23 protein-coding genes are annotated in these 24,141 nt (G+C 72.5%); 11 read left to right on the forward strand and 12 right to left on the reverse strand.

Translation table 11 applies throughout. The annotated features are described in order from the left end of the window. Positions 1 to 53: 53 nt before the first annotated feature. On the forward strand, positions 54 to 1,193 hold the full coding sequence (locus tag IF29_RS0131470; protein ID WP_051726270.1) for an NAD(P)-binding domain-containing protein: 1,140 nt from the start codon (positions 54 to 56) through the stop codon (positions 1,191 to 1,193). Here the strand turns inward: IF29_RS0131470 and IF29_RS0131475 are convergent. Continuing rightward, positions 1,183 to 2,037, reverse strand: a complete 855-nt coding sequence (locus tag IF29_RS0131475) for an SAM-dependent methyltransferase (protein WP_030261970.1) — start codon at positions 2,035 to 2,037, stop codon at positions 1,183 to 1,185. The two genes, IF29_RS0131470 and IF29_RS0131475, sit on opposite strands and share 11 nt — an antisense overlap. Before the next feature lie 394 nt (positions 2,038 to 2,431). Between IF29_RS0131475 and IF29_RS0131480 the strand changes: the two genes are divergently transcribed. From IF29_RS0131480 to IF29_RS0131490, 4 genes are all read left to right on the forward strand, one after another. Continuing rightward, positions 2,432 to 3,598, forward strand: coding sequence for a DUF5925 domain-containing protein (locus IF29_RS0131480; protein ID WP_051726271.1), 1,167 nt, complete (start codon positions 2,432 to 2,434; stop codon positions 3,596 to 3,598). Positions 3,599 to 3,880: 282 nt separating this feature from the next. Beyond that, positions 3,881 to 4,060, forward strand: coding sequence for a hypothetical protein (locus tag IF29_RS46375; protein WP_157624023.1), 180 nt, complete (start codon positions 3,881 to 3,883; stop codon positions 4,058 to 4,060). A gap of 126 nt (positions 4,061 to 4,186) precedes the next feature. Then, entirely contained in the window at positions 4,187 to 5,248 is a 1,062-nt protein-coding gene (locus IF29_RS0131485) for a methyltransferase domain-containing protein (RefSeq protein ID WP_030261976.1), read from the forward strand. An 83-nt stretch (positions 5,249 to 5,331) separates the two neighbouring features. After that, on the forward strand, positions 5,332 to 7,041 hold the full coding sequence (locus tag IF29_RS0131490; protein WP_084715284.1) for an ATP-binding cassette domain-containing protein: 1,710 nt from the start codon (positions 5,332 to 5,334) through the stop codon (positions 7,039 to 7,041). Positions 7,042 to 7,056: 15 nt separating this feature from the next. Here IF29_RS0131490 and IF29_RS0131495 read toward each other — a convergent pair whose 3' ends face one another. Together IF29_RS0131495 and IF29_RS0131500 are read right to left on the reverse strand one after the other, a co-directional pair. Next, positions 7,057 to 8,529, reverse strand: coding sequence for an aminotransferase class V-fold PLP-dependent enzyme (locus IF29_RS0131495; protein ID WP_084715286.1), 1,473 nt, complete (start codon positions 8,527 to 8,529; stop codon positions 7,057 to 7,059). A gap of 77 nt (positions 8,530 to 8,606) precedes the next feature. Beyond that, positions 8,607 to 10,553, reverse strand: a complete 1,947-nt coding sequence (locus IF29_RS0131500) for a sigma-70 family RNA polymerase sigma factor (protein WP_051726272.1) — start codon at positions 10,551 to 10,553, stop codon at positions 8,607 to 8,609. 245 nt (positions 10,554 to 10,798) lie between these two features. Between IF29_RS0131500 and IF29_RS0131505 the strand changes: the two genes are divergently transcribed. From IF29_RS0131505 to IF29_RS0131520, 4 genes are all read left to right on the forward strand, one after another. Then, positions 10,799 to 11,803 carry a thaumatin family protein gene (locus tag IF29_RS0131505; RefSeq protein WP_051726273.1) on the forward strand — a complete coding sequence of 335 codons (1,005 nt, stop codon included), beginning with the start codon at positions 10,799 to 10,801 and terminating at the stop codon, positions 11,801 to 11,803. A gap of 108 nt (positions 11,804 to 11,911) precedes the next feature. Next, positions 11,912 to 12,394, forward strand: a complete 483-nt coding sequence (locus IF29_RS0131510; RefSeq protein ID WP_030261989.1) for a peroxiredoxin — start codon at positions 11,912 to 11,914, stop codon at positions 12,392 to 12,394. A 109-nt stretch (positions 12,395 to 12,503) separates the two neighbouring features. Beyond that, positions 12,504 to 13,586: an aminotransferase class V-fold PLP-dependent enzyme gene (locus IF29_RS0131515; protein ID WP_030261991.1), complete on the forward strand. Its 1,083-nt coding sequence runs from the start codon at positions 12,504 to 12,506 to the stop codon at positions 13,584 to 13,586. 34 nt (positions 13,587 to 13,620) lie between these two features. Then, positions 13,621 to 14,325 carry an MBL fold metallo-hydrolase gene (locus IF29_RS0131520; protein ID WP_030261994.1) on the forward strand — a complete coding sequence of 235 codons (705 nt, stop codon included), beginning with the start codon at positions 13,621 to 13,623 and terminating at the stop codon, positions 14,323 to 14,325. A gap of 12 nt (positions 14,326 to 14,337) precedes the next feature. Here the strand turns inward: IF29_RS0131520 and IF29_RS0131525 are convergent, their stop codons facing one another. Then, complete coding sequence (locus IF29_RS0131525; protein WP_157624024.1) at positions 14,338 to 16,728, reverse strand: terpene synthase family protein; 2,391 nt, start codon at positions 16,726 to 16,728, stop codon at positions 14,338 to 14,340. A 304-nt stretch (positions 16,729 to 17,032) separates the two neighbouring features. On the opposite strand from IF29_RS0131525, the gene IF29_RS0131530 reads away from it, so the two are divergent. Continuing rightward, positions 17,033 to 18,235, forward strand: a complete 1,203-nt coding sequence (locus IF29_RS0131530; RefSeq protein WP_232242684.1) for a hypothetical protein — start codon at positions 17,033 to 17,035, stop codon at positions 18,233 to 18,235. A 30-nt stretch (positions 18,236 to 18,265) separates the two neighbouring features. On the opposite strand, the gene IF29_RS0131535 is transcribed toward IF29_RS0131530, so the two are convergent. The 3 genes from IF29_RS0131535 to IF29_RS0131545 are packed head-to-tail and all read right to left on the reverse strand — an operon-like array spanning position 18,266 to position 19,249. Then, the gene (locus tag IF29_RS0131535) at positions 18,266 to 18,490 is read right to left on the reverse strand and encodes a hypothetical protein (protein WP_030262002.1); all 225 of its coding nucleotides are present in this window, start codon (positions 18,488 to 18,490) and stop codon (positions 18,266 to 18,268) included. Between the two features lie 28 nt (positions 18,491 to 18,518). After that, a complete protein-coding gene (locus IF29_RS0131540; RefSeq protein ID WP_051726275.1) occupies positions 18,519 to 18,821 on the reverse strand; it encodes a hypothetical protein in 303 nt (100 codons plus the stop codon). A gap of 56 nt (positions 18,822 to 18,877) precedes the next feature. Next, positions 18,878 to 19,249: a VOC family protein gene (locus IF29_RS0131545; RefSeq protein ID WP_030262007.1), complete on the reverse strand. Its 372-nt coding sequence runs from the start codon at positions 19,247 to 19,249 to the stop codon at positions 18,878 to 18,880. 81 nt (positions 19,250 to 19,330) lie between these two features. Between IF29_RS0131545 and IF29_RS0131550 the strand changes: the two genes are divergently transcribed. Beyond that, the gene (locus tag IF29_RS0131550; protein ID WP_030262010.1) at positions 19,331 to 19,960 is read left to right on the forward strand and encodes a LysE family translocator; all 630 of its coding nucleotides are present in this window, start codon (positions 19,331 to 19,333) and stop codon (positions 19,958 to 19,960) included. A 34-nt stretch (positions 19,961 to 19,994) separates the two neighbouring features. Here the strand turns inward: IF29_RS0131550 and IF29_RS0131555 are convergent, their stop codons facing one another. The 5 genes from IF29_RS0131555 to IF29_RS42545 form a co-directional block, all read right to left on the reverse strand. Next, positions 19,995 to 20,738, reverse strand: coding sequence for an ABC transporter permease (locus tag IF29_RS0131555; RefSeq protein ID WP_030262013.1), 744 nt, complete (start codon positions 20,736 to 20,738; stop codon positions 19,995 to 19,997). A 71-nt stretch (positions 20,739 to 20,809) separates the two neighbouring features. Then, entirely contained in the window at positions 20,810 to 21,784 is a 975-nt protein-coding gene (locus IF29_RS0131560) for an ABC transporter ATP-binding protein (RefSeq protein WP_084715288.1), read from the reverse strand. Between the two features lie 194 nt (positions 21,785 to 21,978). Continuing rightward, entirely contained in the window at positions 21,979 to 22,971 is a 993-nt protein-coding gene (locus IF29_RS0131565; protein WP_030262016.1) for an ABC transporter permease subunit, read from the reverse strand. Continuing rightward, positions 22,968 to 23,906 (reverse strand): ABC transporter ATP-binding protein, encoded by a 939-nt coding sequence (locus IF29_RS42540; RefSeq protein WP_051726276.1) that lies wholly within the window; start codon positions 23,904 to 23,906, stop codon positions 22,968 to 22,970. Before IF29_RS42540 ends, IF29_RS0131565 begins: the two co-directional genes overlap by 4 nt. After that, positions 23,906 to 24,103, reverse strand: a complete 198-nt coding sequence (locus tag IF29_RS42545; RefSeq protein ID WP_037597307.1) for a hypothetical protein — start codon at positions 24,101 to 24,103, stop codon at positions 23,906 to 23,908. The genes IF29_RS42540 and IF29_RS42545 overlap by 1 nt, the downstream gene beginning before the upstream one ends. Between the last annotated feature and the right edge of the window lie 38 nt (positions 24,104 to 24,141).

A 24,141-nucleotide genomic window follows, 5' to 3' on the forward strand; every position in this document is an offset into this window, starting at 1 on the left:
AGGACTACGCGGAGCGGAAGAAGCTCACCCCTGCGGATTGTTCAAGCTGTGTGATGGTTGCCCAGGAAGCAGTACAGCATCGAAGCGACGCCCGAAGCAGTGACGTCGTGGTGATCGGCGCCGGGCAGGCGGGCCTGTCGGCGGCGTTCCATCTGCGGCGGCGCGGTCTGCTGCCCGGCACCGGCTTCACCGTGCTGGACGCCGGCGCGGCCCCAGGCGGGGCCTGGGCGCACCGGCCGCCCACCCTCACCATGGCCGCCGTGCACGGCTTCCACGAGCTGCCCGGCATGCCGCTGCCGCCCTTCGCCGACCAGCGCCCGGCGCGCGAGGCACTGCCGGAGTACTTCGCGGCCTACGAGCGCGCCCACGACCTCGAGGTGCTGCGTCCGGTGCGGGTCCGCGCGGTACGGGAGGGCGGTGCCGGGCGACTGCTGGTGGAGACGGACTCCGGCACCTGGACCACCAGGGCACTGATCAACGCGACCGGGACCTGGACCAGGCCGTTCGTCCCCGCGGTCCCCGGCGCCGCGGACTTCAGGGGCCGGCAGCTGCACAGTTCGCAGTACCTGGGTCCGCAGGAGTTCGCCGGGCAGCGGGTGCTGGTGGTGGGCGGCGGGGCCTCGGCGATCCAGGTCCTGGCCGAGACCGCGGCCGTCGCCGACACCCTCTGGGTGACCAGGCGTCCACCTGTGTTCCGCGAGGACCGGTTCACCCCCGAGATCGGCCGCGCCGCCGTCGCCTTGGTGGAGCGCCGGGTCCGCGCCGGGCTGCCGCCGGCCAGCGTCGTCTCGGTCACCGGGCTGCCGCCGACGCCGGCGCTGCTCCGGGCCAGGGAGCTGGGTGCGCTGCACCGGCTGCCGATGTTCGAGCGGCTCACCCCGGAGGGGGCGGTGTGGCCGGACGGCCGCACCGAGCGCTTCGACGTGGTGGTCTGGGCCACCGGATTCCGCCCCGAGGTGGGCCATCTGGCACCGCTGAACCTGCGCTCCCCCGGCGGCGGCATCCGGCTGGACGCGACCGGGACCGGGGTCGTCGCCGACCCCCGGGTCCAGCTGGTCGGCTACGGCCCCTCCGCCAGCACGGTCGGCGCCAACCGGGCCGGCCGCGCGGCGGCCGTGGCGGTGCACCGACTGCTGCTCGCGGAGGAGGCGGGGAGCGGAGCCGCGACCACCGGGCTCGCCGCTACAGCTTGAGCGCCACGCCGCCGTAGGCGTTGGCGTGCGAGCGGGGCAGCACGGTGTCCTCCAGGTCGCCGTCCGGGCGCCACTCGTGGACCGGCACCACACCGGGCTCCAGCAGTTCCAGGCCCTCGAAGAGGCGCAGCACCTCGGCATGGGTGCGCGGGGTGAGGCTCACCCCGGAGCTGTTCACCGTCTGGAGCGCCGCCGCGGCCGCGGCCAGCTTCTCGGCGTCCATCAGGTCACCGGTGGCGTGCGAGAGGATCACCACGCTGCCGGGCGCCAGCTCGGAGGTGTAGCGGGCGAGCACGTCGGCCGGGTTCTCGTGGTCCGGGATGAAGTGCAGCAGCGCCACGCAGATCAGCGCGAGGGGCTGGCTGAAGTCCAGCAGTTCGCGGCTCTCGGCCGAGCCGAGGATCTTCTCCGGGTCGCGGACGTCCGCGTCCACGTAGCCGGTGCGCCCCTCCTGGGTGCCGCGCAGCAGGGCGCGGGCGTGGGCGAGCACGATCGGGTCGTTGTCGACGTAGACCACCCGCGACCGGGGGTCGACGGCCTGGGCCACCTCATGGGTGTTCCCCGCGGCCGGGATGCCGGTGCCGATGTCGAGGAACTGCCGGATGCCCAGCTCAGCCGCGGAGCGCACGGCCCGTCCCAGGAAGCGGCGGTTGGCCCTGGCTCCGGCCGGGACGTGCGGCAGCAGTTCCACCACCTGGGCCGCGGCGGCGCGGTCGGCCGGGAAGTTGTCCTTCCCGCCCAGGTAGTAGTCGTAGAGCCGGGCCGAGTGCGGTATGTCCGGCCGCAGATCGTGTGAGGGGGCCCGGTCCGGGTCGCTGTCCTCGTGCAGGTGATCGGCTGACATCTCGGACACGCTGTCCCTACCCTCTTCCACCGGACGGTTCAACTGATCGTACTGTCCCTCGAAATGATCCCGCATCACGGGTCGCCCCGTAGCGAAGTCGGCGCAGGAGGGGCGCCCGGGTCACCCCGTCCGGCGTCTGATGTGTTCAACTCATGAATAATGACAACGCTATTGACGATGCATCACGTTGATGGCTTGATGTGAGTCACGTCGCACCGCCCTTCCCGGCGACGAGCCCCGAAGCGCGGCCCGACCCAGCCGAGCCACCCCTCGGCGCCCCCTCGTGACGGCTTCCCACGCCACCTGGGGGCTCCGGGCCGGCCGTCGGCAGCACGCGGTGATCGACTCCAAAAACCGCTGTGCCGAGGGCTGCTCGTAGCGGATCATCTCCTGCATGACTCTTCTGCATCAGGCCGGTCCGAGCGACGGGACGGCCGCCTCCGTCGAGCCCGCCGACCTGCTGCCGCTGCGCATCAGCCTGGACGACGGGGACGGCCCCGGCGACGTCGTGGACGCCCTCGCGCTCGCCTCCTTCAGCACCGGTGCCCAGCCCTGGGCCAGGTCGGCCTCGGTCAGCCCGGCCAAGCCCGACGCGACACTGCTGCCGCCCGGGGCCCGGGTGATCCGCCGCAGTGAGGCGGACAGCCGTACGGTGCTGCTGGCGGACGGCCCCGGCTGGACCCTCAAGGCGTCCTGGTGGCGCAACGGCGGGACGGTCAACGCGGACGTCACCGTCACCGCCGCCGACGACGAGCTCGCCCGGGACATCCTGGCGCAGGCCATCGACGGCGCGGAGGAGGAGAAGCCCACCGAGGAGGACGTCGTCGCCATGGGCTTCTGGCACCTCGCCGCCGGCCGCGGACCGGTACGCGCCCGGCGCCGGATCGAGGCGCCCGGCTGGGACGCGGTCCGCGCCAACTACACCCGCAGCGTCGTCGACTCCTTCGACGGCCTGATGCGGCTGCAGCCCGACCAGGTGATGGGCCGGCTGCTGCTGATGCACGGTCCGCCCGGCACCGGGAAGACCACCGCGCTGCGGACCCTGGCCCGGGCCTGGCGCGAATGGTGCTCGGTGGAGTGCGTGCTCGACCCGGAGCGGCTGTTCTCCGACCCCGGCTACCTGATCGAGGTCGCCCTGGGCCCGCAGCGCCAGCACCACGGCGGCAACGACGACAGCGGCGAGGAGCAGTGGCGCCTGCTGCTCCTGGAGGACTGCGACGAACTGATCCGCGGCGGCGCCAAGCGCGCGGCCGGCCAGGCCCTCTCCCGGCTGCTGAACCTGACGGACGGTCTGCTCGGCCAGGGCCGCAAGGTGCTGGTCGCGGTGACCACCAACGAGGACCTGGAACGGCTCCACCCCGCCGTGGTCCGCCCGGGCCGCTGCCTCGCCCGCATCGAGGTCGGCCCGCTCACCGAAGCCGAATCCACCACCTGGCTCGCCTCCGCAGCCCCCACCCCACCGGGCGGCGCGACCCTCGCCGAGCTCTACGCCCTCCGCCAGGGCCCGGGAATGCTGCTCCAGCCCCAGACCGCGGTGGCCCGGGACGGGTTGTACCTGTGAGGTGAGTGCGGGGGCGGCGCGTTCCAGGGAGGGGTCCTGTCTCCGTTTCGGGGACAGGTTCGGGTGCGGCGTAGCTGGTGTGCGGCAGCTGCGGGTGGCTTACGTGGCGGGTTCGTTGCCGCCCTCCGCCGTCCGTGGCTTGTTGCTGTTGCTCGCTGCGCTCGTGCGGCGGGTCGAGTTGCCTGAACTGGGGTCACTTCTCGTACATCGGGTCACTCGTCGTACGGAGATGTCGGACATATCCGGGCATTCACGTAGATCAACTGACCCAATGTCCGAAGATTGACCCAACGTGTAGAGGACACCTACCTGGCGAATCGTTTCTCCAGCCCCACCACCGACCGCCCGCCGCCCGGCAACGGCGAGACCCCGCACCCCTCCCCCGCCCTTGTCGCCGCGAGCGAAGCGAGCAACAGCAACAAGCCACGGACGGCGGAGGGCGGCAACGGTGGCGCCATGTAAGCCACCTACAGCTGCCGCAAGCAACCGACTACGCCACCCCGCCTCCCCCACCCCGCCCCATCCCCATAGTGCATACTCCTCCCCAACCACTAACACGCACCGCGTGTCATTGAGGGGGCAACAGCCATGCGCACCAACGATGCCCAGATGCTCGTCCTGTTCGTCCTCGCCGACGGTCCACCGCTCCACGGATATGCGATCAACACCGCCATCGAGAAGCTGACCGGTGCCCGCCTGGGCCGTGGGAGTCTGTCGGGGGCCCTCGCCCGGTTGGAGGCCAAGGGGCTGATCGAGCGGATGGAGCTGCGGGGGCGTCAACTCCCGTTCCAGCTCACGCCTTCCGGACGGGAGACGCTCGAACGGGAGTTGGCTTCCACGGCCCGGGTCGCCGAGCAGCTCTTCGAGACCGCGGTGCCGGACCGGATCGGCTACCAGGACCGGATCGCCGCAACGGAGTTCGCGCAGTCGTACAAGCAGCTGGCGGTGGAGGCCCTGAACGTACGTCCGGGGCAGACCGTGCTCGACCTGGGTTGCGGCCCGGGAACCGACCTGGCAGCACTCGCCGAGGCCGTCACGCCGTCCGGGGCGGTGTTCGGGATCGACGCCAACCCCGGGATGCTGGAGCGGGCGCGGGCCAGGACCGCGGAACTGACCCAAGTGACGGTGCAGCAAGGTGACATCCATGCGCTCCCGTACGCGGACGCGAGCGTCGACCGGGCGCACACCGACCGGGTGCTGCAGCATGTGGCCGACCCGGGCCGGGTGCTGGCCGAGGCCCGGCGGGTGCTGCGACCCGGCGGGCGGCTGGTGATGGCCGAGCCGGACTGGGAGGCGCTCGCCATCGACCACCCCGACCTGGAACTCTCCCGCGCCTACACCCGCCACATCGCCGAACGGATCGTCCGCAACGGCGCGCTGGGACGGCAGTTGGCCCGACTGGCGACAGAGGCCGGGTTCACCGTCTCCGCCGTCCTCCCCGTCGTCACGGTGATCCGGGACGTCCGGGAGGCCGACCAGGTGCTCGGCATCCAGCGCAACACAGAACGGGCAGTCGCAGCCGGCTATCTCAGTGACGGGGAGGCGCAGCGCTGGCTGGAGCATCTCGCTGAAGGGCCCTTCCTGGCATCGGCGACGCTCTACCTGACCGTCGTCGACGTCCCGGCGGGAGGCGGCTCGCACAGCGGCTAGGCTCTGGCCCCGACCGGAACAGGGTGACTGGTCCGGCGGTGCAGCGGCAGAGGTGGCGGGGAGTCAGATGCGGGGATGTTCAGATGCAGGGATATGACGAGACCACCCGGTCCGGGGCGGTGCCCGGGCCGACGCGGATCGTGGCCCGGGGGGTGGGGGTCGTTGCCCGGGGCGGTGGGGAGATCCTGCGTGGGATATCGCTGGCGGTCGAGCCGGGACGGCTGCTGGCGCTGGCGGGGAGCAGCGGGGCCGGGAAGACCACGCTGCTGGAGGTCCTGGCCGGGGTCCGCGCGCCGGACCGGGGGACGGTGCTGCGCGCGGACGTACCGGCGGGCGACTCGCAGGCCGAACTCGGGTTCGTGCCGCAGGACGACATTATCCACCGTGACCTCCCGCTGGCCCGGACCCTGGCGTACGCGGCCCGGCTGCGGCTCCCGGCCGGGACGGGCAGCGCCGAGGTGCAGTCCGCCGTGGACCGGGTGCTCGACGCACTCGGGCTGACCGGGCGCGCCGGGGTGCGGGTCGGGCTGCTGAGCGGGGGCGAGCGCAAGCGCGCGAGCATCGCGGTCGAGCTGCTGACCCGCCCCGCCGTACTGTTCCTGGACGAGCCCACCTCCGGCCTGGACCCCGCCACCGGGGCCGAACTCATCACCCTGCTCCGGGATCTGAGCCGCCGGGGTACGGCGGTGGTGCTCACCACCCACACCCCCGCGGACCTGTCGCGCTGCGACACCGTGGGCTTCCTCAGCCCGGACGGGCGCCTGGTCCACCTGGGTCCGCCGGAAGGGCTCGGCGCACACTTCGGGGTGGACACCGTCGAGGAGGTCTACGGCGTGGTGACGGCGGACACGCCCGACCTGGCCGATGAAGGGCCCGGAGCCGACGTACCCACGGCCGAGGCCCGGTCCGCGCCCGCTCAGCCGCTCCGCCCGCTCGGCGCGTTGGGCCAGTGGGCGCTGCTCACCCGGCGGAGTGCGGACATCATGATCCGCAACCGGCTCTCGGTCGCGGTGCTGGCCGGATCGCCGGTGATGATCGTCATCATGTTCGTGATGCTGTTCCGGGCCGGGGCGTTCGACCCGGCCGATCCGAGCCCCGGCACGGCGGCGATGATCCTCTTCTGGATCGCCTTCGGTGCCTTCTTCTTCGGCCTCACCTACGGCCTGCTTCAGATCTGCACCGAGATCGCCGTGGTCCGCCGGGAGCGCCTGACGGTGCTTCGGCTTGGCCCGTACGTGCTGGCCAAGGCGACCGTGCTGCTGCCGGTGCTGGCGGCGGCCGATGCGCTGCTGCTGGCGGTGCTGCGGGCACTGGACCGGCTGCCGGCCGCCGGCTGGTCCGTCTACGGCTCGCTGTTCGCCACCACGGTGCTGGCCTCGGCCGCGGCGCTGGCCCTGGGCCTGCTGGCGTCGGCGGCGGTGTCGGAGCCCGGACAGGCCACGCTGATGCTCCCGTTGCTCTGCTTCCCGCAGGTGCTGTTCTCCGGGGCGTTCGTCCCGGTGCCGCAGATGGCCTGGCCCGGCTGGGCGTTGAGCTGGGCGATGACCAACCGCTGGGCGTTCGAGTCCCTGGGCAGCGGCATCGGCCTGAACGCGCTCTGGGCACACGGCCGTTCACCGCTGGGCCCACCGCTGCTGGCCTCCTACGGGGACACCTTCGGCGGGCCGACGGCGCGCGGCTGGATCTGGCTGGCCGGCTTCACCGTGCTGTTCCTGACCGGGGCTTGGGCGCTGCTGGCCCGGAGCTGCCCCCGGGCCCGCGCCGTCGCCGTGACCGTCGCACCGTCGCCGTGAACGTCGCGCCGCCGCTCAGCAGCGCAGTCGCGGACTGAGCTGTTCGTCCCCGCGCCGCCGGTCCCGGTAGACCTCGGCCAGGAAGCCGAGGAGGGCGTCGACGTCGGCCTGGTTGGAGCTGAGCCCCAACGAGACCCGGACCGCGCCGCCGGAGGGCAGTCCGAGCCGGGTCAGGTAGTCGTCGATGGTGCCGGTGGTGCGGCGGACCGCGCCGGAGAGCAGCCGGCGCGGGATGCCGAAAGCCCCCTCCCCCGCGCCCGGATTGCAGAAGCAGCCGGTCCGCAGCGAGATGCCGCGCGCGCTGCTCTCCCGGCTGACGATGCGTTCGTCCACCACGGTGCCGTCCGGGTGCAGCAGGTTGAGGGTGACGCTGCCGCCGCGGCGCTCGGTGGTCTCCGGGCCGTAGAGCCGGACCAGCGGCGCGCCGTTGCTGTGGCGAAGGGCGCTCAGCCCCTCCAGCAGACCGGCAGTCAGTCCCGTCACATGGTCGTGCACGGCGTCGATCCCGATGCCCTGGACGTAGCCGAGCCCGGTGGCCACGTCCGGGATGCTGAGGAAGTTGAGGGTGCCGTCCTCGAACGCGGTCTCGTCGTCGGTCATCCGGTGCCACTCGCCCTGGGCGCTGACGACCTGGATGGTGCCGCCGGAGAACCAGGGGCGGCGCAGCCGGGCCAGCGCCTCGCGCCGGGCGACCAGGCAGCCGATGCCGGTGGGGTAGCCGAAGACCTTGTACCAGCTGACGGTCACGAAGTCCGGGTGCACCCGGCCGAGGTCCAGCCGGTTGCTCGGCAGATAGGCGGCCGCGTCCAGCAGCACGTCGTAGCCCAGCCGTTGGGCCGCCTCGATCCACTCCAGCGGGTGCTGCACCCCGGTGAAGTTGCTCTGCGCGGGGTAGGCCAGCAGGCCGTTGCGCGCCCCGGCGCGTGCACCCGGCCGACGCAGCAGCCCGCGCGGACCCGGTCGCGGGCCGAGGGCTTGCAGCAGGGCCTCCTCGGAGATCCGCAACTCCTGCCCGGCGAACGGCACATGGACCGTGCGGGCGCCCTTGGCACGGGCGAACTCGCGCAGGCCGTTGACCGAGTTGTGGTTGTCCAGCGGCAGTACCAGCCGGCTGCCGCGGCCGAACCGGTACGCCTCGCCGACGACCCGGCAGGCACCACTCGCGTTGGCGGTGAACACCGCCGCGTACTCGTCCGGGTCGGCGTTGAGATGCCGCAGCACGGCCGCGCGGGTCTCCGCGACCAGCCGGTCCGAGGCGGCCGCGGTGGGGTTCTCCGAGTGGGGATTGCCGAAGCAGTCGCCGGTTATCCGCGCGGCGTGGGCCGCGAGTTGTGACTCGGCCGGCAGTCCGGCGCCGGTGTGGTCGAGGTAGACGTGACCCTTGCGGTCCAGGTAGCCGTACTCCTCCGCGCGCAGCCGCGCGAAGGAGGCGCCTGGACCACCGGAGGTACCGGATGATCCGGACGCGGGTACGGAAGTGACGGACATGACTCCTCCTCCGGCAGGGCGGTCTGAGCCCCCCTCAGCACCGGACTCCGCAGCCCGTCATCCCCGCCGCACCCGCATTATCCACCCGCGCTCTCGAACGCCTTTCCGGCATCGGTGGCCACCGGGCCGCTGCGGAACAGCCCGGTGCTGGGCGCCGTGTCCGAGGCGGGGAGGGCGAACCAGGCGTAGCGCTGCAGATAGGACAGCCCGGACAGCATCTTCGTGGACGCGGTGACGAAGGCTGCCTGCTGCGGCCCGGTCGGGTAGCTGGTGCCGCCGGAGAAGTTGATCAGGGCGTACTCGGTCAGCCAGATGGGGAGGTGGTAGCGGTCGTAGACGGCCTGGAGGTAGCCGCGCAGTTGGGACACCGCGTCGGTGGTGGTGAAGTCGCTGCCGTACCAGTGCAGGGCGATGAAGTCGACGCGGTAGCCCTTCGCCTTGGCCCCGCTCATGAACCGGTCCAGCCATCCGCCGGCGGTGTCGCCCCCGTAGGCGACCGCGGGGCTGCCGAGGATCTTCCCGGTCGCCTCCAACTGCGGCCACAGCTGCAGTGCCTGATCGACCGTCATATTGGACTGCGCGGACATGTCCGGCTCGTTGAAGCCGAGCAGGTAGGGTCCGGCGCTCTTGGCCTGCGCCAGCGCGGTCGAGGTGACCGACCCCGACCCCCAGATCATCGGGACGAAGCCGACGTTCGCCGGTGTGCTGATGCCGGAGTGGGTGGTCGACCAGGTGTAGTACCAGCTGGCCCCGGACTGGGTCAGCGCGCTGTCGACGCCGGAGAAGCTCCAGGCGCTGACCCCCTTCTTGGACGAGCTCACCGGGGTGACCGGCGCCTGCACCGCCGGGGCGGCCGGCGACGCGGACGGGGTACGGGACGGGCTCGCGCTGCGGGAGGCGGTGGCGCTGTGGCTGGCCGCGGAGGGCGAGGGCTTGGCCGAGGGCGTGGTCGGCACGGGTGCCGCCGACGGGGCAGAGGCCGCCGCGGTGGACCGGTCGGCCGCGATCGGCCGGGTGGCCGCGGCCGGGCTGCCGCCCAGCCCCGACACCACCAGCGCACCCGCGGCGACCGCGGCCACCCCGGTGGCTGCGGCCGAGACCGCCAACGCCTTCCCGTGCAGCAGCGCTCGGCCGCGGGTCAGCGCCCGTCCCTTCGGCGCCGCACGGTGCCCGCGCCGCAGCGAGGCGATCTGCGGCAACGTGCTGTGCGTGCCCGCTACGCCCCAGGCGGCCAGGGTCGGCGGCACCGGGAGCAGCGGCAGCCCGCCGAGCAACTGCCCGACCGGGTAGAGCGACGCGCTCTGTCCGTTGCAGACCGAGCACTCGCGGATGTGCCGGGCCAGCCGCTTGCGCCAGAGCGGTCCGGGTACGCCGTCCCAGCCCCGGGTGAGCTCGTACAGGCCGGGGCAGCCCGGCTCGGCCCGCAGCGCCCGGACGATGGTCCGGGCGGTCTCTATCTGCTCCTTCATCCGCTGGACCCGGACCGCGGTGTGCCGACCGGAGAGTCCCAGCGCCTCGGCCAGCTCGGCCCGGTCGATCTCGCCGGTCTCCTCCAGCCACCAGAGCGCCAGCAGCTCCCGGTCGCCCTGGTCGAGCCAGCGGGTCGCCTCGGCCACCTCGCGGCGCTGGTCGGTCAGGCCGAGCCTGAGCACGGTGAGCGCGGTGAAGTCGGAGGCCGGGTCGGGCACCTCCGCCACCGTGTCCAGACCGGCCTGGTGGCCACGGGAGCTGCTCCGCTCCCGCTCCCGATCGCGCACCTGGCGCACCGCGATGGCCACCAGCCAGGACCGGTAGGCCTCGGGCTCGCGCAGGTCGCCCAGTCCCCGGACCACCCGCAGCAGGGTCTCCTGGACCACGTCGTCGGTGTCCGGATGCCCGTCCAGGGCACGGCCGACGATGTTGTAGACCAGCGGCAGCGACTCGGCCACCAGCAGGTCCAGGGCCCGGGCGTCGCCCGCGCGGGCGGCCAGCACCGTGCCTTGGCTCGCCGGGCCGTTCCTCCTGGTCCGTCCGCCTGCGCTCATCTCGCTCCGTATCCCTTCGGCCGGTGTGCGGGGCCCCGTGCTGCCGGATGGTCCGCTGCACCAGGGGGCCCCGCTGTAACAGGAGACGGAGCGCGGCACGGCCGACAACGGAAATGTCCGAGGGTTCCCGGGGGATTTCTGTTGTCGCGCGGTGCCCCGCACGTCTCCTGTGCATGGGAACCAGAGGACTGGGCAGTTCAGGACTGGGCGGCACAAGACGCCGTTCCGGAAGCTGGAAGTGGTGGGTGGCCCTGGCCGCCGCCGGGGTGGCGGCGTTGTGCCTGGTCATCGCCAACACGTCGGGACGACCCGGCTCCGCCTCGGCCGGCGTCGCGGTGGTGGATCCGCCGGTCGCGAGTGTCTCCAAGTCCCCGCCGGCCTCCGCCTCCCCGTCCGCCTCCGCCGCCTCCCCCGGCGCTTCTGCCTCCGTGCGGGCAAAGGCTACCCCCGCCCGATCCTCCGGCTCCCCGGCAACCCGTACCTCCGCCGCCTCCTCCTCCCGCGCACCGTCCGCTGCCACGGGAGCCACCTCGGCCTCCCCCGCCGCAGCGGGCCACCGCAACGTCACCTTCGTCAACGCGGTGTCGCAGACCATCTGGGTCGGCTCCGGCGAGCAGACCGCCCAGCCCGCGCTGAACACCACCGGATGGGTGCTGAAACCGGGCCAGTCGCTGACCGTCTCGGTCCCCGACCACTGGAACGGCCGCTTCTGGGGCCGCACCGGATGCACCTTCAGCTCCTCGGGGACCGGCCACTGCCAGACCGGCGACTGCGGCGGCAGGTTCCAGTGCACCGGCTACGGAACCATCCCGGCCACACTGGCCGAGTTCAACCTCAACTCCTGGGACGGGCTGGACTTCTACGACGTCAGCATGGTCGACGGCTCCAACCTGCCGATGTGGATCAACCAGGTCGGCGGCACCTCCAAGGACGCGATCAGCGCCGACGGCTGCTCGGCCGCCGGCTGCACCAAACCGGTGGTCTGCCCGGCCGCGCTGCAGATCCACGCCGGCGGCGCGGTGGTCGGCTGCGAGTCGCCGTGCGGGGTGTTCGGGACGGACCAGTACTGCTGCCGGGGCCAGTGGGCGGCACGCTCGGCCTGCGACCCCACCAAGTGGCCGGTGGACTACGCGGCCGACTTCAAACGGGCCGAGCCGTTCGCCTACTCCTACGTCGACGACGACGCCACCAGCACCTTCACCGCCACCGGGGAGGCCGGCTACCGGATCACCTTCGGCCTGTCCCCATGAGCACCCACGGGTCGGCCGGCGCCAGGGCGGCGGGCTGGTCTTTTCGGTTCCGCAGGAGAATGATCCGTTTGACCCTCACTCCTGCGTGATGTGCTTACGGAGATCCGAATGGCGAAATCCCCCGAGGTCGGCAGCCCCGCCCCCGACTTCACCCTGCCCGCCGTGCAGCTGGTCGACGGCGAGCTGGTCCACTCCGACCTCACCCTCTCCGCCGAGCGCGGCCACCCGGTGGTGCTGGCCTTCTACCCCGGCGACGAGACGGCCGTCTGCACCAAGCAGCTGTGCTCCTACTCCTCCGGCTTCGAGGCCTTCACCGACCTGGGCGCCACGGTCTGGGGCATCAGCCCGCAGGGCATCGAGAGCCATGAGAGCTTCGCCCGCAAGCACCAGCTGCGGATGCCGCTGCTCGCGGACACCGGGCGCACCGCGGTGGCCGCGTACGGGATCGGTCTGGGCAGCATGCTGCGCCGGGCCGTCTTCGTGGTGGACGCAGACGGTGTGCTGCGCTGGAAGCACGTGGCCGCGCTCGGCCTGACGTTCCGTGACGTCCCCACGCTCACGGCCCAGCTGGAACTGCTGAAGCAGCCCTGAGGCAGCGCTGAGGCAGCCCTGAACCAGCGCTGAAGCATAAGCGTTCCTTGGTGTCGACATGGACAAATCGCCGTTGTCTTATCGATCGGCGGCGGCGATGCTGGATTCCATGAGCCCTGACCCGATCCCCTCCCTCGCACCGGACGAGTTCGCGCCGGAGACCGCCTACCTCAACACCGCCTCGATGGGCCTGCCGCCGGCCCGCACCCGGGCCGTGCTGGCCGAGGACCTCGCCGAGTGGGCGGCCGGGCGCGCCAACCCGGTGCGCTACGACATCCCGGTCGGCACCTCCCGTGCCTGCTTCGCCCGGCTGGTGGGGGCGCGACCCGAGCAGGTGGCGATCGGCTCGCAGGTGTCGTCGCTGGTCGGGCTGATCGCGGCGGCCCTGCCCGCCGGGGCCGAGGTGCTGCTGGGGCAGGGCGACTTCACCTCGCTGACCCAGCCGTTCCACGGCCGCGGCGACCTGAAGGTCCGCACCGTGCCGCTGGAGGAGCTGGCGGCCTCGGTCGGACCGGCCACGGCCCTGGTCGCGGTCAGCGCGGTGCAGTCGGCGGACGGACGGGTCGCCGACATCGCCGCGCTCAGGGCCGCGACCACCGCGCACGGGGCCCGGCTGCTGGTGGACGGCACCCAGGCGGTCGGCTGGCTGCCGATCCGCGCCGACCAGGTCGACTACCTGGTCTGCGGCGCCTACAAGTGGCTGCTGGCGCCGCGCGGCACCGCCTTCCTGGTGGTCTCCCCCGAGGCGGCGGCGAACCTGCGGCCGATCGCCGCCGGCTGGTACGCGGGCGAGGACCCCTGGGCGGAGTGCTACGACACGGTCCGGCTGGCCACCAGCGCACGACGGTTCGACGTGGCCCCGGCCTGGCACGCCTTCGCGGGCACCGCCCCCTCGCTGGCACTGATCGAGGAGCTCACCCCGGCCCGGATCGGCGCCCACAACCTGGCCCTGGCCGAGCGCTTCCGGGCCGGTCTGGCCGGGCTGGGACACCGTCCGGTGCCCGGCGAGTCCGCCATCGTGTCGACCCCCGGCCTGGGCACCGCGGCGGCCGAGCTGGCCCGGGCCGGAGTGGTGATGTCCAACCGCGCAGGCAACCTCCGCGCCGCCTTCCACCTCTACACCACCTCAGCAGACGTGGACCGCGCCCTGGACGTGCTCTCCGGACTCCCTTCGCCCGCAGCAGAAGGGTAGGGGAGCGGCCGGGGCGGCGGCCTAGGCTGCTGTCATGGATGCCTCCGTGATCGTCCCCGGCCTCTTCCACCTCCCCTTCCCCGTCGGCCACGCGTACCTCTGGAACGACGGCGGCGAGCTGACCCTGATCGACACCGGCATCGTGGGCTCCGGCCCGGCCGTCGCCGAGGCGATCAGGGGTCTGGGCCTGGACCCGGCCGGGCTGCGCCGGGTGGTGCTGACACACTGTCACCCGGACCACTACGGGGCCGCCGCCGAGATCGGCGCCTGGGCCGCCGACACCTCCGTCCTGGCCCACCGGGCGGACGCACCGGTGATCCGCGGTGAGATCCCCATCTCGCCGCCGGTGCTGCTCGACTGGGAGCTCCCGATCGCCGCCGGCCTGCCCGCGCTCCCGCCGACCCCGCCGGCCCGGGTCGACCGCGAGCTGGACGACGGCGACGTCCTCGACTTCGGCGGCGGGGCGCGGATCGTCGCCGTGCCCGGACACACCGACGGCAGCATCGCCGTCCATCTGCCGCTGCACGGGGTGCTGCTCACCGGGGACGCCGTCGCCAACGTCGACGGCCGCACCATGCTGGGGGTGTTCAACACCGACCGGGAGCGGGCGATCGCCTCCTTCCACCGTCTGAGCGCGCTGGAGGACGTGGACACCGCCTGCTTCGGGCACGGCGACCCCCTGGTCGGCGGGGCCGCCGAGGTGCTGCGCGAGGTGGCGGCCGCACTGCCCCGCCCTTGAGCACCGGCCCGGTCAGCGCTGCGCCGCCAGCCCGCGCTGCGCGGGGAGCCTGACGGTTCCGGCGCCGGCACCGGCTCGGAGCGCGTCGGCGAGACCGGCCGCCGAGGTGCCGAATCCGGTCGGCCGCAGTGCGGCGCCCCCCGCGGGGAGCGGAGGAACTGCCACCCCCGCGCGGCGCAGCAGCGTGGCCTCGTCGTAGCGGTAGCAGCCCCGGTGCCAGTTGAGGATGCCGGCCAGCCAGTCCTTGAGCCCGGCGGCATAGCCGGCCAGCGTGCTCCTGGCCTCCTCGGACAGGTCGAAGTCCTGGTAGAGCGCCGGCAGTTCCAGCTCGACGATGTGCTGGAACTGCTCCATCCTGGCCGTCATCAGGTTGTTGACGACCTCGGCCGCGGCCTCCCGGTCGCAGTCCAGGAAGTTCTCGACGACCAGCACCCCGTTGTGGACCTCGCCCTCGAACTGGATCTCCTTCTGGTAGGAGAAGACGTCGTTGAGCAGGCAGGCGTAGTCGGCGGCGGCGTTCTCCATGGCGCGCACCGGACGGCTGCGGTAGACCTCGGGCGGCACCGTCCCGCCGTGGGAGATCCGCGACAGACTCATCGTCAGGTCCGAGCCGAAGGTCCTGCGGCGCATCTCGATGTAGTCGACCGGGTCGGGGATGCGGTTCAGCCGCTGGTTGTCCAGCTCCCACAGCCAACTGCTGGTCATCGCCTCGACGGTGTCCCGGAAGCGGCGCCGCGCCGGCACGTCCATCGGCGCGGCGGTACGGGCCCACAGGTCCGCCAGGCCGGTCTCCAGCGGACTCGTCGGCACCGGCGTCGACAGCGGCACCGGGCCGTCCGTCTCCAGTGGCATGAACAGGGACAGCCGCTCGGTGCACGCCTTGGCCGCGACCGCACCGCCGGCGCCGCGGCCGAACAGGACCGGATAGAGGTCGTCGCCGTAGGTGCCCCAGGCGAGCCAGTCGCTGGTGAGGTCCAGCTGCTCCCGGGTCGCGTCCGGGTGGATCCCGGCCGAGCACAGCGCGAAGTCGTAGCCGCGCATCTCCTCCACCGTCCAGATGCCGGTCCCGGTCAGGCCGATCCGTGCGGCCCAGTCCAGGGTGTGCGCCCGGGAGGCGTCCAGGTGCGGGCTCATCCGCAGCTCGAAGGGCATGGTGAAGTCCGGCAGCGGCAGGTGGCCGACCGGCCGGTGCGGGACGTTGCCGTGCTGCCGGGCCCGGCGCGGCAGCGACTCCGCGATCGAGCCCAGCAGCCGGGCCGCCGAGGTGCCGATCCCGAGCGGCCCGGCCAGCAGCCGCGCGGCCGCGGCGTCCGTACCGCCGGCTCCGGTCACGCCGGCGGTACCCGTCACGCCGGCCGCACCGGCGAGACCGCCCGCAGCACCCGCAGCACCCGCGTGGCCGTTCATGTACCGGCTGGAACGCATGTGCCACTCGTGGCCGCCGGCCTGCCAGTCCTGAAGGCCCTTCACATACAGCCCGACGTCCAGGCAGGACTGCGGGTCGGCCCCGCTGTCCAGCAGCAGCGGCGGCACCTCGGCCAGCGCGGTGTGCTCGAACTGCCGCAGCCGCGAGCTCAGCAGGTCATTGGTGGCCTCGGCGGCCTCCTGGGTGCTGCAGCCCAGGAACTTCTCCAGCACCAGCACGCAGTTGGCGAGCTCGCCCTCGTCCTCGACCTCGCGCTGGTAGGAGAACAGGTCGTTGCGCAGGTGCACCCCGTCCGCGAAGGTGTCCTTGAGCACCTGCATCGGCCGGCTGGCCGCGATCGCGGCCGGTACCTCGGCGCCGACGGCGTGCTCCACCAGGTCCGCCGACCAGGGCGCGCCGCCGACCTTGCGCCGCATCTCGATGTACTCGACCGGGTTGGACAGCCGGCCCTCGTTGATGTTGCCCAGCTCCCAGAGCGACTCCTCCAGCAGCGCCCGGGTGCTCTCACGGAACCGGCCGCACCAGTCGGCCGACATCGACGGCACGGTCCGGGCCCAGAGGTCGGCCAGGCCTTGTTCGACGGCGTTGCCCGGCTCCGGCGCGCCGCCGGCTCCCGCCGCCGCCCCGGCCGCGGGCTCGGGCATGAACAGCGGCAGCCGGTCCAGATAGGCCTTGGCCCCGGCCATGTCCCGGGTGCGCTTGAAGATGTCCAGGAAGTGGTCGTCGAAGAAGAACACCCAGACGTACCAGTCCGTGACCAGCGCCAACTCCTCGGCCGAGCAGTCGGGGTGGGTGTAGGCGCAGAGCAGGGCGTAGTCGTGGGCGTCGAAGGTCGCCTCGTCCCAGATCCCCGATCCCTCGATCATGACCATGTCGCGCGCCCAGGCCTTGGAGTGCTCGCGGGCGCTCTCGAGATGCGGGTTGAGCCGTGCCGGGTACGGCATGTAGAAGTCAGGAAGCGTGAAGGGCTGAGGCATGCGCGGGCCGGGCCTTTCGTCGAGCGGTCCCACCATGGGATCCGTACGTGGATTCCGTACCTGGGATCCGTACCTGGATCTCTCCTCACGCTAGGTCGCACACACCTCGCCGGGTCCCCGGTCCGGGAGAGCTCGCCCGATCAGGTGAAATCCCGGCCCGACCGTTTCGGAGCCGGTTGCACCGTCCCTGCGGGCCGCATGTGGAAAGCTGAGTCCCGTCCCGGGCAGCGGGGCGACTCCCAACCGACCGACCCCACGCAACCGACCCCACCCGACCGACCCGACCCGAACGGCTCGACCGACGATGACCAGCAGCACCACCGAAGCGGACGCCGCCGCGGCCGGCGATGCCCCGGCAGCGCAGCACGCCGCGCCGCCCCGGAGCCGGACACGACGGGTCGCCCTGCTGGTCTGGCCCGCGCTGGCGGTCTACGCCGCGTCCACCGCCGCGCACCTGCTGCTGCTGTCGGCCATGATCCCGGCCGGCGGTCCGAGCCTGCGGAACCGGCTGACCACCTGGGACGGCGGCTTCTACCTGGACATCGCCACCCACGGCTACCCGCACGGCTTCAGCTACGACCCCTCGGGCAAGCTCACCGGCAACACCCTGGCCTTCTTCCCGCTCTACCCGATGCTGGTCCGAGCCGTGCACGAGGTCACCCGGCTGGACATCCCGATGGCCGGCATCGTCACCGCCAACCTCGCCCTGATCGCGGCGCTGATCGTGGTGCTGCAGCTGTTCACCCGGCTGTACGGGCGGCGCACCGCGGTCGTCGCCATCGTGCTGCTGGCTGGCGCGCAGCCGATGGCGCTGGTCTTCCTGATGTCCTACAGCGAGTCGCTGTTCCTGGCGCTGGCCGCCGGCATGCTGCTCGCCGCCCACCGGCGGGCCTGGCTCACCGCCGGGCTGCTCGCCCTGCTGGTCGGCCTGACCCGGCCGGCCGCCGTCGCCGCCGTGGTGGCGCTGGGGGTGGCGGTGCTGCTGCACCTGGTGCGGGAGCGCCGGATCAGCTGGCGGCCGCTCGCCGCGCTGGTGCTGGGCTGTGCCGGGACCCCGCTCTACCTGCTCTGGGTGGCGCTGCGGGTGGGCCGGGTCGACGCCTGGTTCCAGATCCAGGGCGCCGGCTGGGGCACCCAGTGGGACAACGGCCGGGCGATCTGGGACTTCCTGGTGCAGACCCTGGCCACCGGCGACGGCTGGGTCCCGGTCAGCACCGCCGTCCTGCTCATCGCCCTGGTCTGCGCGACCCTGGTCACCTGGCAGCGCGGCAGCTGGCCGCCGCTGGTGGTCTACGGCACCAGCATCGTGGTGCTGACGCTCTGCCAGAGCAACTACTACCACTCCAAGCTGCGGCTGCTGCTCCCGGCCCTGGTGTTCCTGGTCCCGCTGGCCCGCTCGATCGCCCGTACCCGCAGCCGTACCGCGGTGCTGACGCTGGCGGCGGCCACCGTCTTCGGGTGCTGGTACGGCGCGTACATGATCACCGTCTGGAGCTACGCGATCTGACCGCGGCGGCCCGGGCGCTGCGGGTGCGGGTCAGTTGGTCGCGACCCAGGTCACCCGTCGCGGCTCGCCCTGCGGCATCCCGATGCCGATGGTGCCCGCGTCCGCGAGGTCGCGCAGCGCCTGCTCGGTGGCCTGCCCGTCGTAGGACTTGAACCGGCACAGGTCGGTGACCGTGGGATGGAAGACCACGCCGGCGCTGAGGAAACTGCGGATCGACTTCAGGACGTCCGCCCGGATCTCTGCGGTGCTGTTCATGCCACCCACGCTAAGCCGGATCGACTCGTCACGCCTGGTCAGCGCCGTCCGAGGGCCAGGAGATCGGACCGCCGTCGGGCCAGCTGCCGCCCGGTGCCGACGGCCCCGGCTGCGCCGCCGGCCAGTCGTCCGGGCCGCCGAGCCGCCACTCGACGATGGTGGGGTCCAGCTCGAACCACTCGGTGAGACCGGCCATGTCCAGCAGCTTCTCGACATCGGCCAGGCTCTCGGCCAGCGCCACCACGTTGTGGCCCAGCTGGACCCTGCGGCCGGTGCCGTCCGGACCGGTCTCAGGCGGGAGGACGATGACGATCGGGTCGGGATTCTCCATGGATCAAGGCTGCGCGACCCCGGCACGGTCCGCACCCGGGAAGATCCACCGGTGTCTCAGGAGATCAGCGTCCGCTTCTCGCGCAGCACGCAGAACTCGTTGCCCTCGGGGTCGGCCAGCACCGTCCAGGACTCCGTTCCGGTCTGGCCGATGTCCACCCGCCGGGCCCCCAGCGCGAGGATGCGGGCGATCTCCGCCTCCCGCTCCCCCGGGCCGGGGTTCAGGTCGAGATGGAGCCGGTTCTTGCCGGCCTTGCCCTGCGCCGCCGGCATGAAGCAGATCCCCACCGCGGCGTCGGGAGCCGGCCCGATCACCACCTCGCGCTCGCGCTCGGAGAGGATCCGCCAGTCCAGCACCGCCGCCCAGAACCGGGCCAGCCCGGGCAGATCGGCGGTGTCGACCACGATGTGGTGCAGTGAGACGGTCATACCGCCAGTGTGCGGGTGGCGCGGCGTCTCGTTCCCCGAATATGGCTTGCCCGGCCGCATCCCCGGCGCAAGCATCGGCCCATGCCAGTCGACCAGCACCTCTTCGTCCTGTTCCTGCTCACCACCCTCGTCGCGATGGTCAGCCCCGGCCCCGACATGCTCTTCGTGCTCGGCTGCGGCATACGCGGCGGTGCCCGTGCCGGGCTGCTCGCCACCGCCGGGGTCGCCACCAGCGAGGTCGTCCACATCACGCTCGCCGCCGCGGGACTCTCCGCCTTCTTCGCCGCCGCGCCGACCGCCTTCACCGCGCTGCGCATCGTCGGCGCCGCCTACCTGGTCCACCTCGGCGTCCAGGCGATCCGCCACCGCGGCCAGGACCGGCCGGAGGCCGCCGGTGCGACCGGGATGTCCGGCCGCCGCGCCTACCTGCGCGGCCTGCTGACCAACCTGGTCAACCCCAAGATGGTCACCTTCACCATCGCCTTCCTCCCGCAGTTCGTCGACCCCGGACTCGGCCGGGTCTGGCTGCAGTTCATGATCCTCGGCGCGGTCTTCGTCGCCCTGGAGTTCCTGGTCGACGGAACCGTGGGCCTCTTCGCCGGCCGCATCGGCAGCTGGCTCGGCCGCCGCCGGACCGCCCGCCGCCGCCTGGACGTCGCCACCGGCGGCGTCTTCATCGGCCTGGGCGTCCGCCTGGCAGCCGAGCGCTGACGCTGCAGCCGGCCCCACTCCTCGGCCCCCGGACTCAGGCGTCGCGGCGGCGGAGGACGAACCAGCCGCCCAGGAGTGCGGCGGCCACCCAGAGGACGGTGATGAGCAGGCCGGTCCAGGGGCCGTAGGCGTCCTTGGACTGGTGGTGGATCTGCAGGAAGCGCTGTCCGGCCTGGTCGGGCAGGTACTGGGTGGCCGCCGTGACGCCCGGGATGGCCTGCAGGATGCCGGACACCAGGAAGAAGAACGGGACCAGGATGCCCAGGGCCAGGGTCTGCCGTCGGAGCATCGTCGCCACGCCCAGCGACAGCAGGGCGATCAGCATCAGGTAGACGGCGCCGCCGAGCACCGCCCGCAGCACGCCCGGAGCGCCGAGCGACACGCCGTGGTCGCCCAGCATCGCCTGGCCGACGAAGAACGCCGTGAACGCGGCGACCAGACCGACCAGGAAGGTCACCCCGGCCAACACCGCGGCCTTCGCGGCGTAGAAGACCGTGCGGTTAGGGACCGCGGTCAGCGAGAGCCGGATCATCCCGCTCGCGTACTCCCCGCCGATCATCGTCACGCCGAGGACGACCATGGCGAGTTGGCCCAGGACCAGGCCGGCGAAGCTGGTGCGCACCGGTTCGAACGGCTTGCCGTCGGAGACCACGCTGGCGAAGTTGCGGTTCATGAAGAAGCAGATCAGGGCGCCGACGCCGACGGTGGCCAGCAGACCGGCGAGCAGGGTCCAGCGCGGGCCGCGCAGGGTGCGGAGTTTGGTCCACTCGGCGTTCATCGCGTCGGACCACCGGGGTGGGGTCGCTGCGCGTGCGGGCTGATGCGCCGCCCCGTTGAGGATTGCCGTGGTCATGAGGTGGCTCCCGTCGTTGTCGTCGCCGATTCGGTCAGGTCTGCGGCAGGCCGGACGCCGTTGAGGGTGGCGTCGGCGTGGTACTCCACCGCGTCCGCGGTCATCCGCATGAACGCCTCCTCCAGGGAGGCGCGTTGCGGGCTGAGCTCCTCCAGGACCACACCGCCGGCGCCGGCCAGCGCCGCGATCGCGGCCGGGTCGCTGCCCTCGACCTCCCAACTGCCGTCCGGGGCGCGGACGGCAGTGATGCCCCGGGAGTCGAGTGCGTCCAGCAGGGCCTGCGGCTGCGGGGTGCGGATCCGCACGTAGCTGCGGGCGTTGCGGTCGATGAACTCCTCCATCGGCACGTCCGCGAGCAGCCGTCCGCGTCCGATGACCACCAGATGGTCGGCGGTCAGCGCCATCTCGCTCATGAGGTGGCTGGAGACGAAGACCGTGCGGCCCTCGGCGGCCAGCCCCTTCATCAGGTTGCGGATCCACAGGATGCCCTCGGGGTCCAGCCCGTTGACCGGCTCGTCGAACATCAGCACCGGCGGATCACCCAACAGCGCCGCGGCGATCCCGAGCCGCTGCCCCATGCCCAGCGAGAACCCGCCGGAGCGCTTGCGGGCCACGTCCTGGAGGCCGACGGCGGCCAGCACCTGGTCCACCCGCCGGTCCGGGATCCGGTTGCTCCGGGCCAGCCAGAGCAGGTGGTCGCGGGCGGTCCGTCCGCCCTGCGCGGCGGACGCCTCCAGCAGCGAGCCGATGTGCGTCAGCGGAGCGGGCAGCTGTGCGTAGGACCGCCCGTCCACCAGCACCTGGCCGCCGGTGGGCCGGTCCAGGCCCAGGATCAGGCGCATGGTGGTGGACTTGCCCGCGCCGTTGGGGCCCAGGAAGCCGGTGACCTGGCCGGGCCGGATGGCGAAGCTCAGCGAGTCCACCGCCGTCTTGTCTTCGTAGCGTTTGGTCAGCTCCCGTAGCTCGATCATCGGTGGTCCGCCCCTGCGGGTGGCGTGCTGAGGTCCATGGCGGTAACTCCTTCACGCGCGGTGTGCAACTGTCCCTTTCAGGAGACCGCGCGCAGGGGTCGACCCGCGTCGGGCCACGGGCGACACCTGGGCTACTCCCTGTGCGGTACGGGATGTGCCGCACAGGGGCGACGTGGTGCGGCCTCGGGCCCGGCTCAGGCGAGCCGGCCGCGGATCCGCCAGTAGCTCAGGCCGACCAGCACCGCGGTGGCCAGCGCGAAGAGACCCGTCTCGTACCACTGGAAGCTCCAGTAGCGGCGGGCGGGCTGGACGGTCAGGTCCACATGCAGATTCGCCCTGCTCAGGCAGGCGAGCATCGCCGACTGGACCGAGTTGTCGATGCAGCCGGCGTACATGGCGGTGTGGCCGACGTTCGCCCCCGCGGCATTGAGCATGGGGCTGGTCGACACCACCCAGTCGCCGCTGGGCACCTTGAGGCCGCCGACGGTCCCGTACTGCCCGAGGAAGTTCAGCGTCGACAGCTCGGACGAGGTGAGCCGCACCGAGGATCCGACCGGAGCGGCCAGGTTCGGACGGATCAGGTTCGGGACGACGATCTGGACCACGGTGAACAGCACCATGGCCAGCGCCATGGCCGGCAGGGTCCGGCGGACCAGCAGCCCCAGGGTCACTCCCAGGGCGCAGGCGAAGGCGGCGTAGCCCACCGGTGCAATGTTGCGCGCGGCGAACAGCGAAGGGGAGAACCGATCCGCCTCGACCTGGTCGAACGGGCTTGCCGCCCAGGTCAGCAGCAGACTGAGCACGCCCGCCGCCGCCATGCTGGACAGGCCGACGATGCCGAGCTTGGCCGCCAGCCACCTCCCCCGGGTCACGCTCTGGTTCCACACCAGGCGATGGGTGCCGAGCTCCAGCTCACGGGTGATCAGCGGGGCGCCCCAGAACATTCCGAGGACGCCGGGGACGATGAGCAGGACGTAGCCCAGCAGCGAGACCTGGAGCTGGAACTCGCTGGTGAACGAGGCCAGCAGGCCCGGGCAGTTGCCATGGCTGCGGCACTGGGCGAGCACGCTGTGGTGCCGGCTCCGGATCTGCAGGCCGAGCAGCACCAAGTAGGTGCCGAGCAGCAGCACCGCGGCGAGCGCGACCTGTGCCTGGGTTCGGAACTGACGCCAGGTCAGCCAGATCATCGCGGTACCCCCGGAACCGTCGAGGCGGAACGGGCGGCCGGGAGGCCCGCCCGGGTCATGTAGGCCAGCACCAGCTCCTCCAGGTCGACGGGCTCGACGCTCCAGCCGACGGGCGGACGCGGGTCGTCGACGCGCACCACCAGGGTGCTGCCGCCCCGGGTGCGCTCGGCCGCGATGACCTGGACGCCGGGCGGCAGGCTGCCGCCGCTGTCGATGCCGCCACCGGTGCCGCTGCCGCTGCCGCTGCCGCCGGAGAAGCGGTAGTGGCCGGCGAGCAGCTCCTGCACCGTTCCGGCGACCTGCACCCGGGCCCCGGACAGCACGATCAGGTAGTCGCAGACCCGTTCCACATCGGCGAGCAGGTGCGAGGAGAGGACGGCGCTGGCGCCGAGGTCGGCGACGAACTCCATCAGGTTCTCCAGGAACCCGCGCCGGGCCAGCGGATCCAGCGCGGCCGCGGGCTCGTCGAAGATCAGCAGTTCGGGCCGCTTGGCGGCGGCGACGGTCAGGGCGAGTTGGGCGCGCTGGCCGCCGGAGAGCCGGCCCGCCTTCTGCACGGGGTCCAGGCCGATCCGTTCGATCCGCCGTTCCGCCAACGCGGCGTCCCAGGCCGGGTTGAGCCTGGCGCCCATCCGCAGGTGCTCCCCGACGGTCAGCCCGGCGTACACCGGCGTGTCCTGTGCGACGAAGCCGACCTTGGCCAGGTGCGCGGCGTCCGCCGCGGGACGAGCGCCCAGCACCCGGATGCTGCCCGAGGTCGGCGCGATCAGTCCGCAGGCGAGCTGCAGCAGCGTCGACTTCCCGGCGCCGTTCGGCCCCACCAGGCCGACGACCCGTCCCCGCGGGACGGTCAGGTCGCAGTCGGTCAGGGCCTGACGGCGGCCGTAGCGCTTGCTGAGGGCCCGTGCTTCGAGCACCGGAGTCCCGGGAGTCATCAGTTCTCCCCGTTCCACGACGATCCGCCGTGCGAGCGGCGGTCCATGCGTCGGAGCAGGAAGCGGCCGACGGCGAAGAAGACGATGAGGAAGGCGATCACCACGACGCCGCAGAAGACGTAGAACACCGGGCCGTAGTGGACGCTGTTCGGATCCGACGCGGCGACGAGGGCGCCGGGTGGCAGTGAAGGAGGCATGGCCCGAGCCTTCTGCGTGCGGCCGGGCCGCCGCATCG

This window comes from Streptacidiphilus jeojiense (assembly GCF_000719095.1).
Lineage (GTDB): Bacteria > Actinomycetota > Actinomycetes > Streptomycetales > Streptomycetaceae > Streptacidiphilus > Streptacidiphilus jeojiensis.

Excerpts from the sequence above, each read along its gene's own strand:
- IF29_RS0131470 (WP_051726270.1), top strand. The coding sequence starts at position 54 with ATGGTTGCCCAGGAAGCAGTACAGCATCGAAGCGACGCCCGAAGCAGT.
- IF29_RS0131475 (WP_030261970.1), bottom strand. The coding sequence starts at position 2,037 with ATGTCAGCCGATCACCTGCACGAGGACAGCGACCCGGACCGGGCCCCC.
- IF29_RS0131480 (WP_051726271.1), top strand. The coding sequence starts at position 2,432 with ATGACTCTTCTGCATCAGGCCGGTCCGAGCGACGGGACGGCCGCCTCC.
- IF29_RS0131485 (WP_030261976.1), top strand. The coding sequence starts at position 4,187 with ATGCGCACCAACGATGCCCAGATGCTCGTCCTGTTCGTCCTCGCCGAC.
- IF29_RS0131490 (WP_084715284.1), top strand. The coding sequence starts at position 5,332 with ATGCAGGGATATGACGAGACCACCCGGTCCGGGGCGGTGCCCGGGCCG.
- IF29_RS0131495 (WP_084715286.1), bottom strand. The coding sequence starts at position 8,529 with ATGTCCGTCACTTCCGTACCCGCGTCCGGATCATCCGGTACCTCCGGT.
- IF29_RS0131500 (WP_051726272.1), bottom strand. The coding sequence starts at position 10,553 with ATGAGCGCAGGCGGACGGACCAGGAGGAACGGCCCGGCGAGCCAAGGC.
- IF29_RS0131510 (WP_030261989.1), top strand. The coding sequence starts at position 11,912 with ATGGCGAAATCCCCCGAGGTCGGCAGCCCCGCCCCCGACTTCACCCTG.
- IF29_RS0131515 (WP_030261991.1), top strand. The coding sequence starts at position 12,504 with ATGAGCCCTGACCCGATCCCCTCCCTCGCACCGGACGAGTTCGCGCCG.
- IF29_RS0131520 (WP_030261994.1), top strand. The coding sequence starts at position 13,621 with ATGGATGCCTCCGTGATCGTCCCCGGCCTCTTCCACCTCCCCTTCCCC.
- IF29_RS0131525 (WP_157624024.1), bottom strand. The coding sequence starts at position 16,728 with ATGCCTCAGCCCTTCACGCTTCCTGACTTCTACATGCCGTACCCGGCA.
- IF29_RS0131530 (WP_232242684.1), top strand. The coding sequence starts at position 17,033 with ATGACCAGCAGCACCACCGAAGCGGACGCCGCCGCGGCCGGCGATGCC.
- IF29_RS0131535 (WP_030262002.1), bottom strand. The coding sequence starts at position 18,490 with ATGAACAGCACCGCAGAGATCCGGGCGGACGTCCTGAAGTCGATCCGC.
- IF29_RS0131540 (WP_051726275.1), bottom strand. The coding sequence starts at position 18,821 with ATGGAGAATCCCGACCCGATCGTCATCGTCCTCCCGCCTGAGACCGGT.
- IF29_RS0131545 (WP_030262007.1), bottom strand. The coding sequence starts at position 19,249 with ATGACCGTCTCACTGCACCACATCGTGGTCGACACCGCCGATCTGCCC.
- IF29_RS0131550 (WP_030262010.1), top strand. The coding sequence starts at position 19,331 with ATGCCAGTCGACCAGCACCTCTTCGTCCTGTTCCTGCTCACCACCCTC.
- IF29_RS0131555 (WP_030262013.1), bottom strand. The coding sequence starts at position 20,738 with ATGAACGCCGAGTGGACCAAACTCCGCACCCTGCGCGGCCCGCGCTGG.
- IF29_RS0131560 (WP_084715288.1), bottom strand. The coding sequence starts at position 21,784 with ATGATCGAGCTACGGGAGCTGACCAAACGCTACGAAGACAAGACGGCG.
- IF29_RS0131565 (WP_030262016.1), bottom strand. The coding sequence starts at position 22,971 with ATGATCTGGCTGACCTGGCGTCAGTTCCGAACCCAGGCACAGGTCGCG.
- IF29_RS42540 (WP_051726276.1), bottom strand. The coding sequence starts at position 23,906 with ATGACTCCCGGGACTCCGGTGCTCGAAGCACGGGCCCTCAGCAAGCGC.
- IF29_RS42545 (WP_037597307.1), bottom strand. The coding sequence starts at position 24,103 with ATGCCTCCTTCACTGCCACCCGGCGCCCTCGTCGCCGCGTCGGATCCG.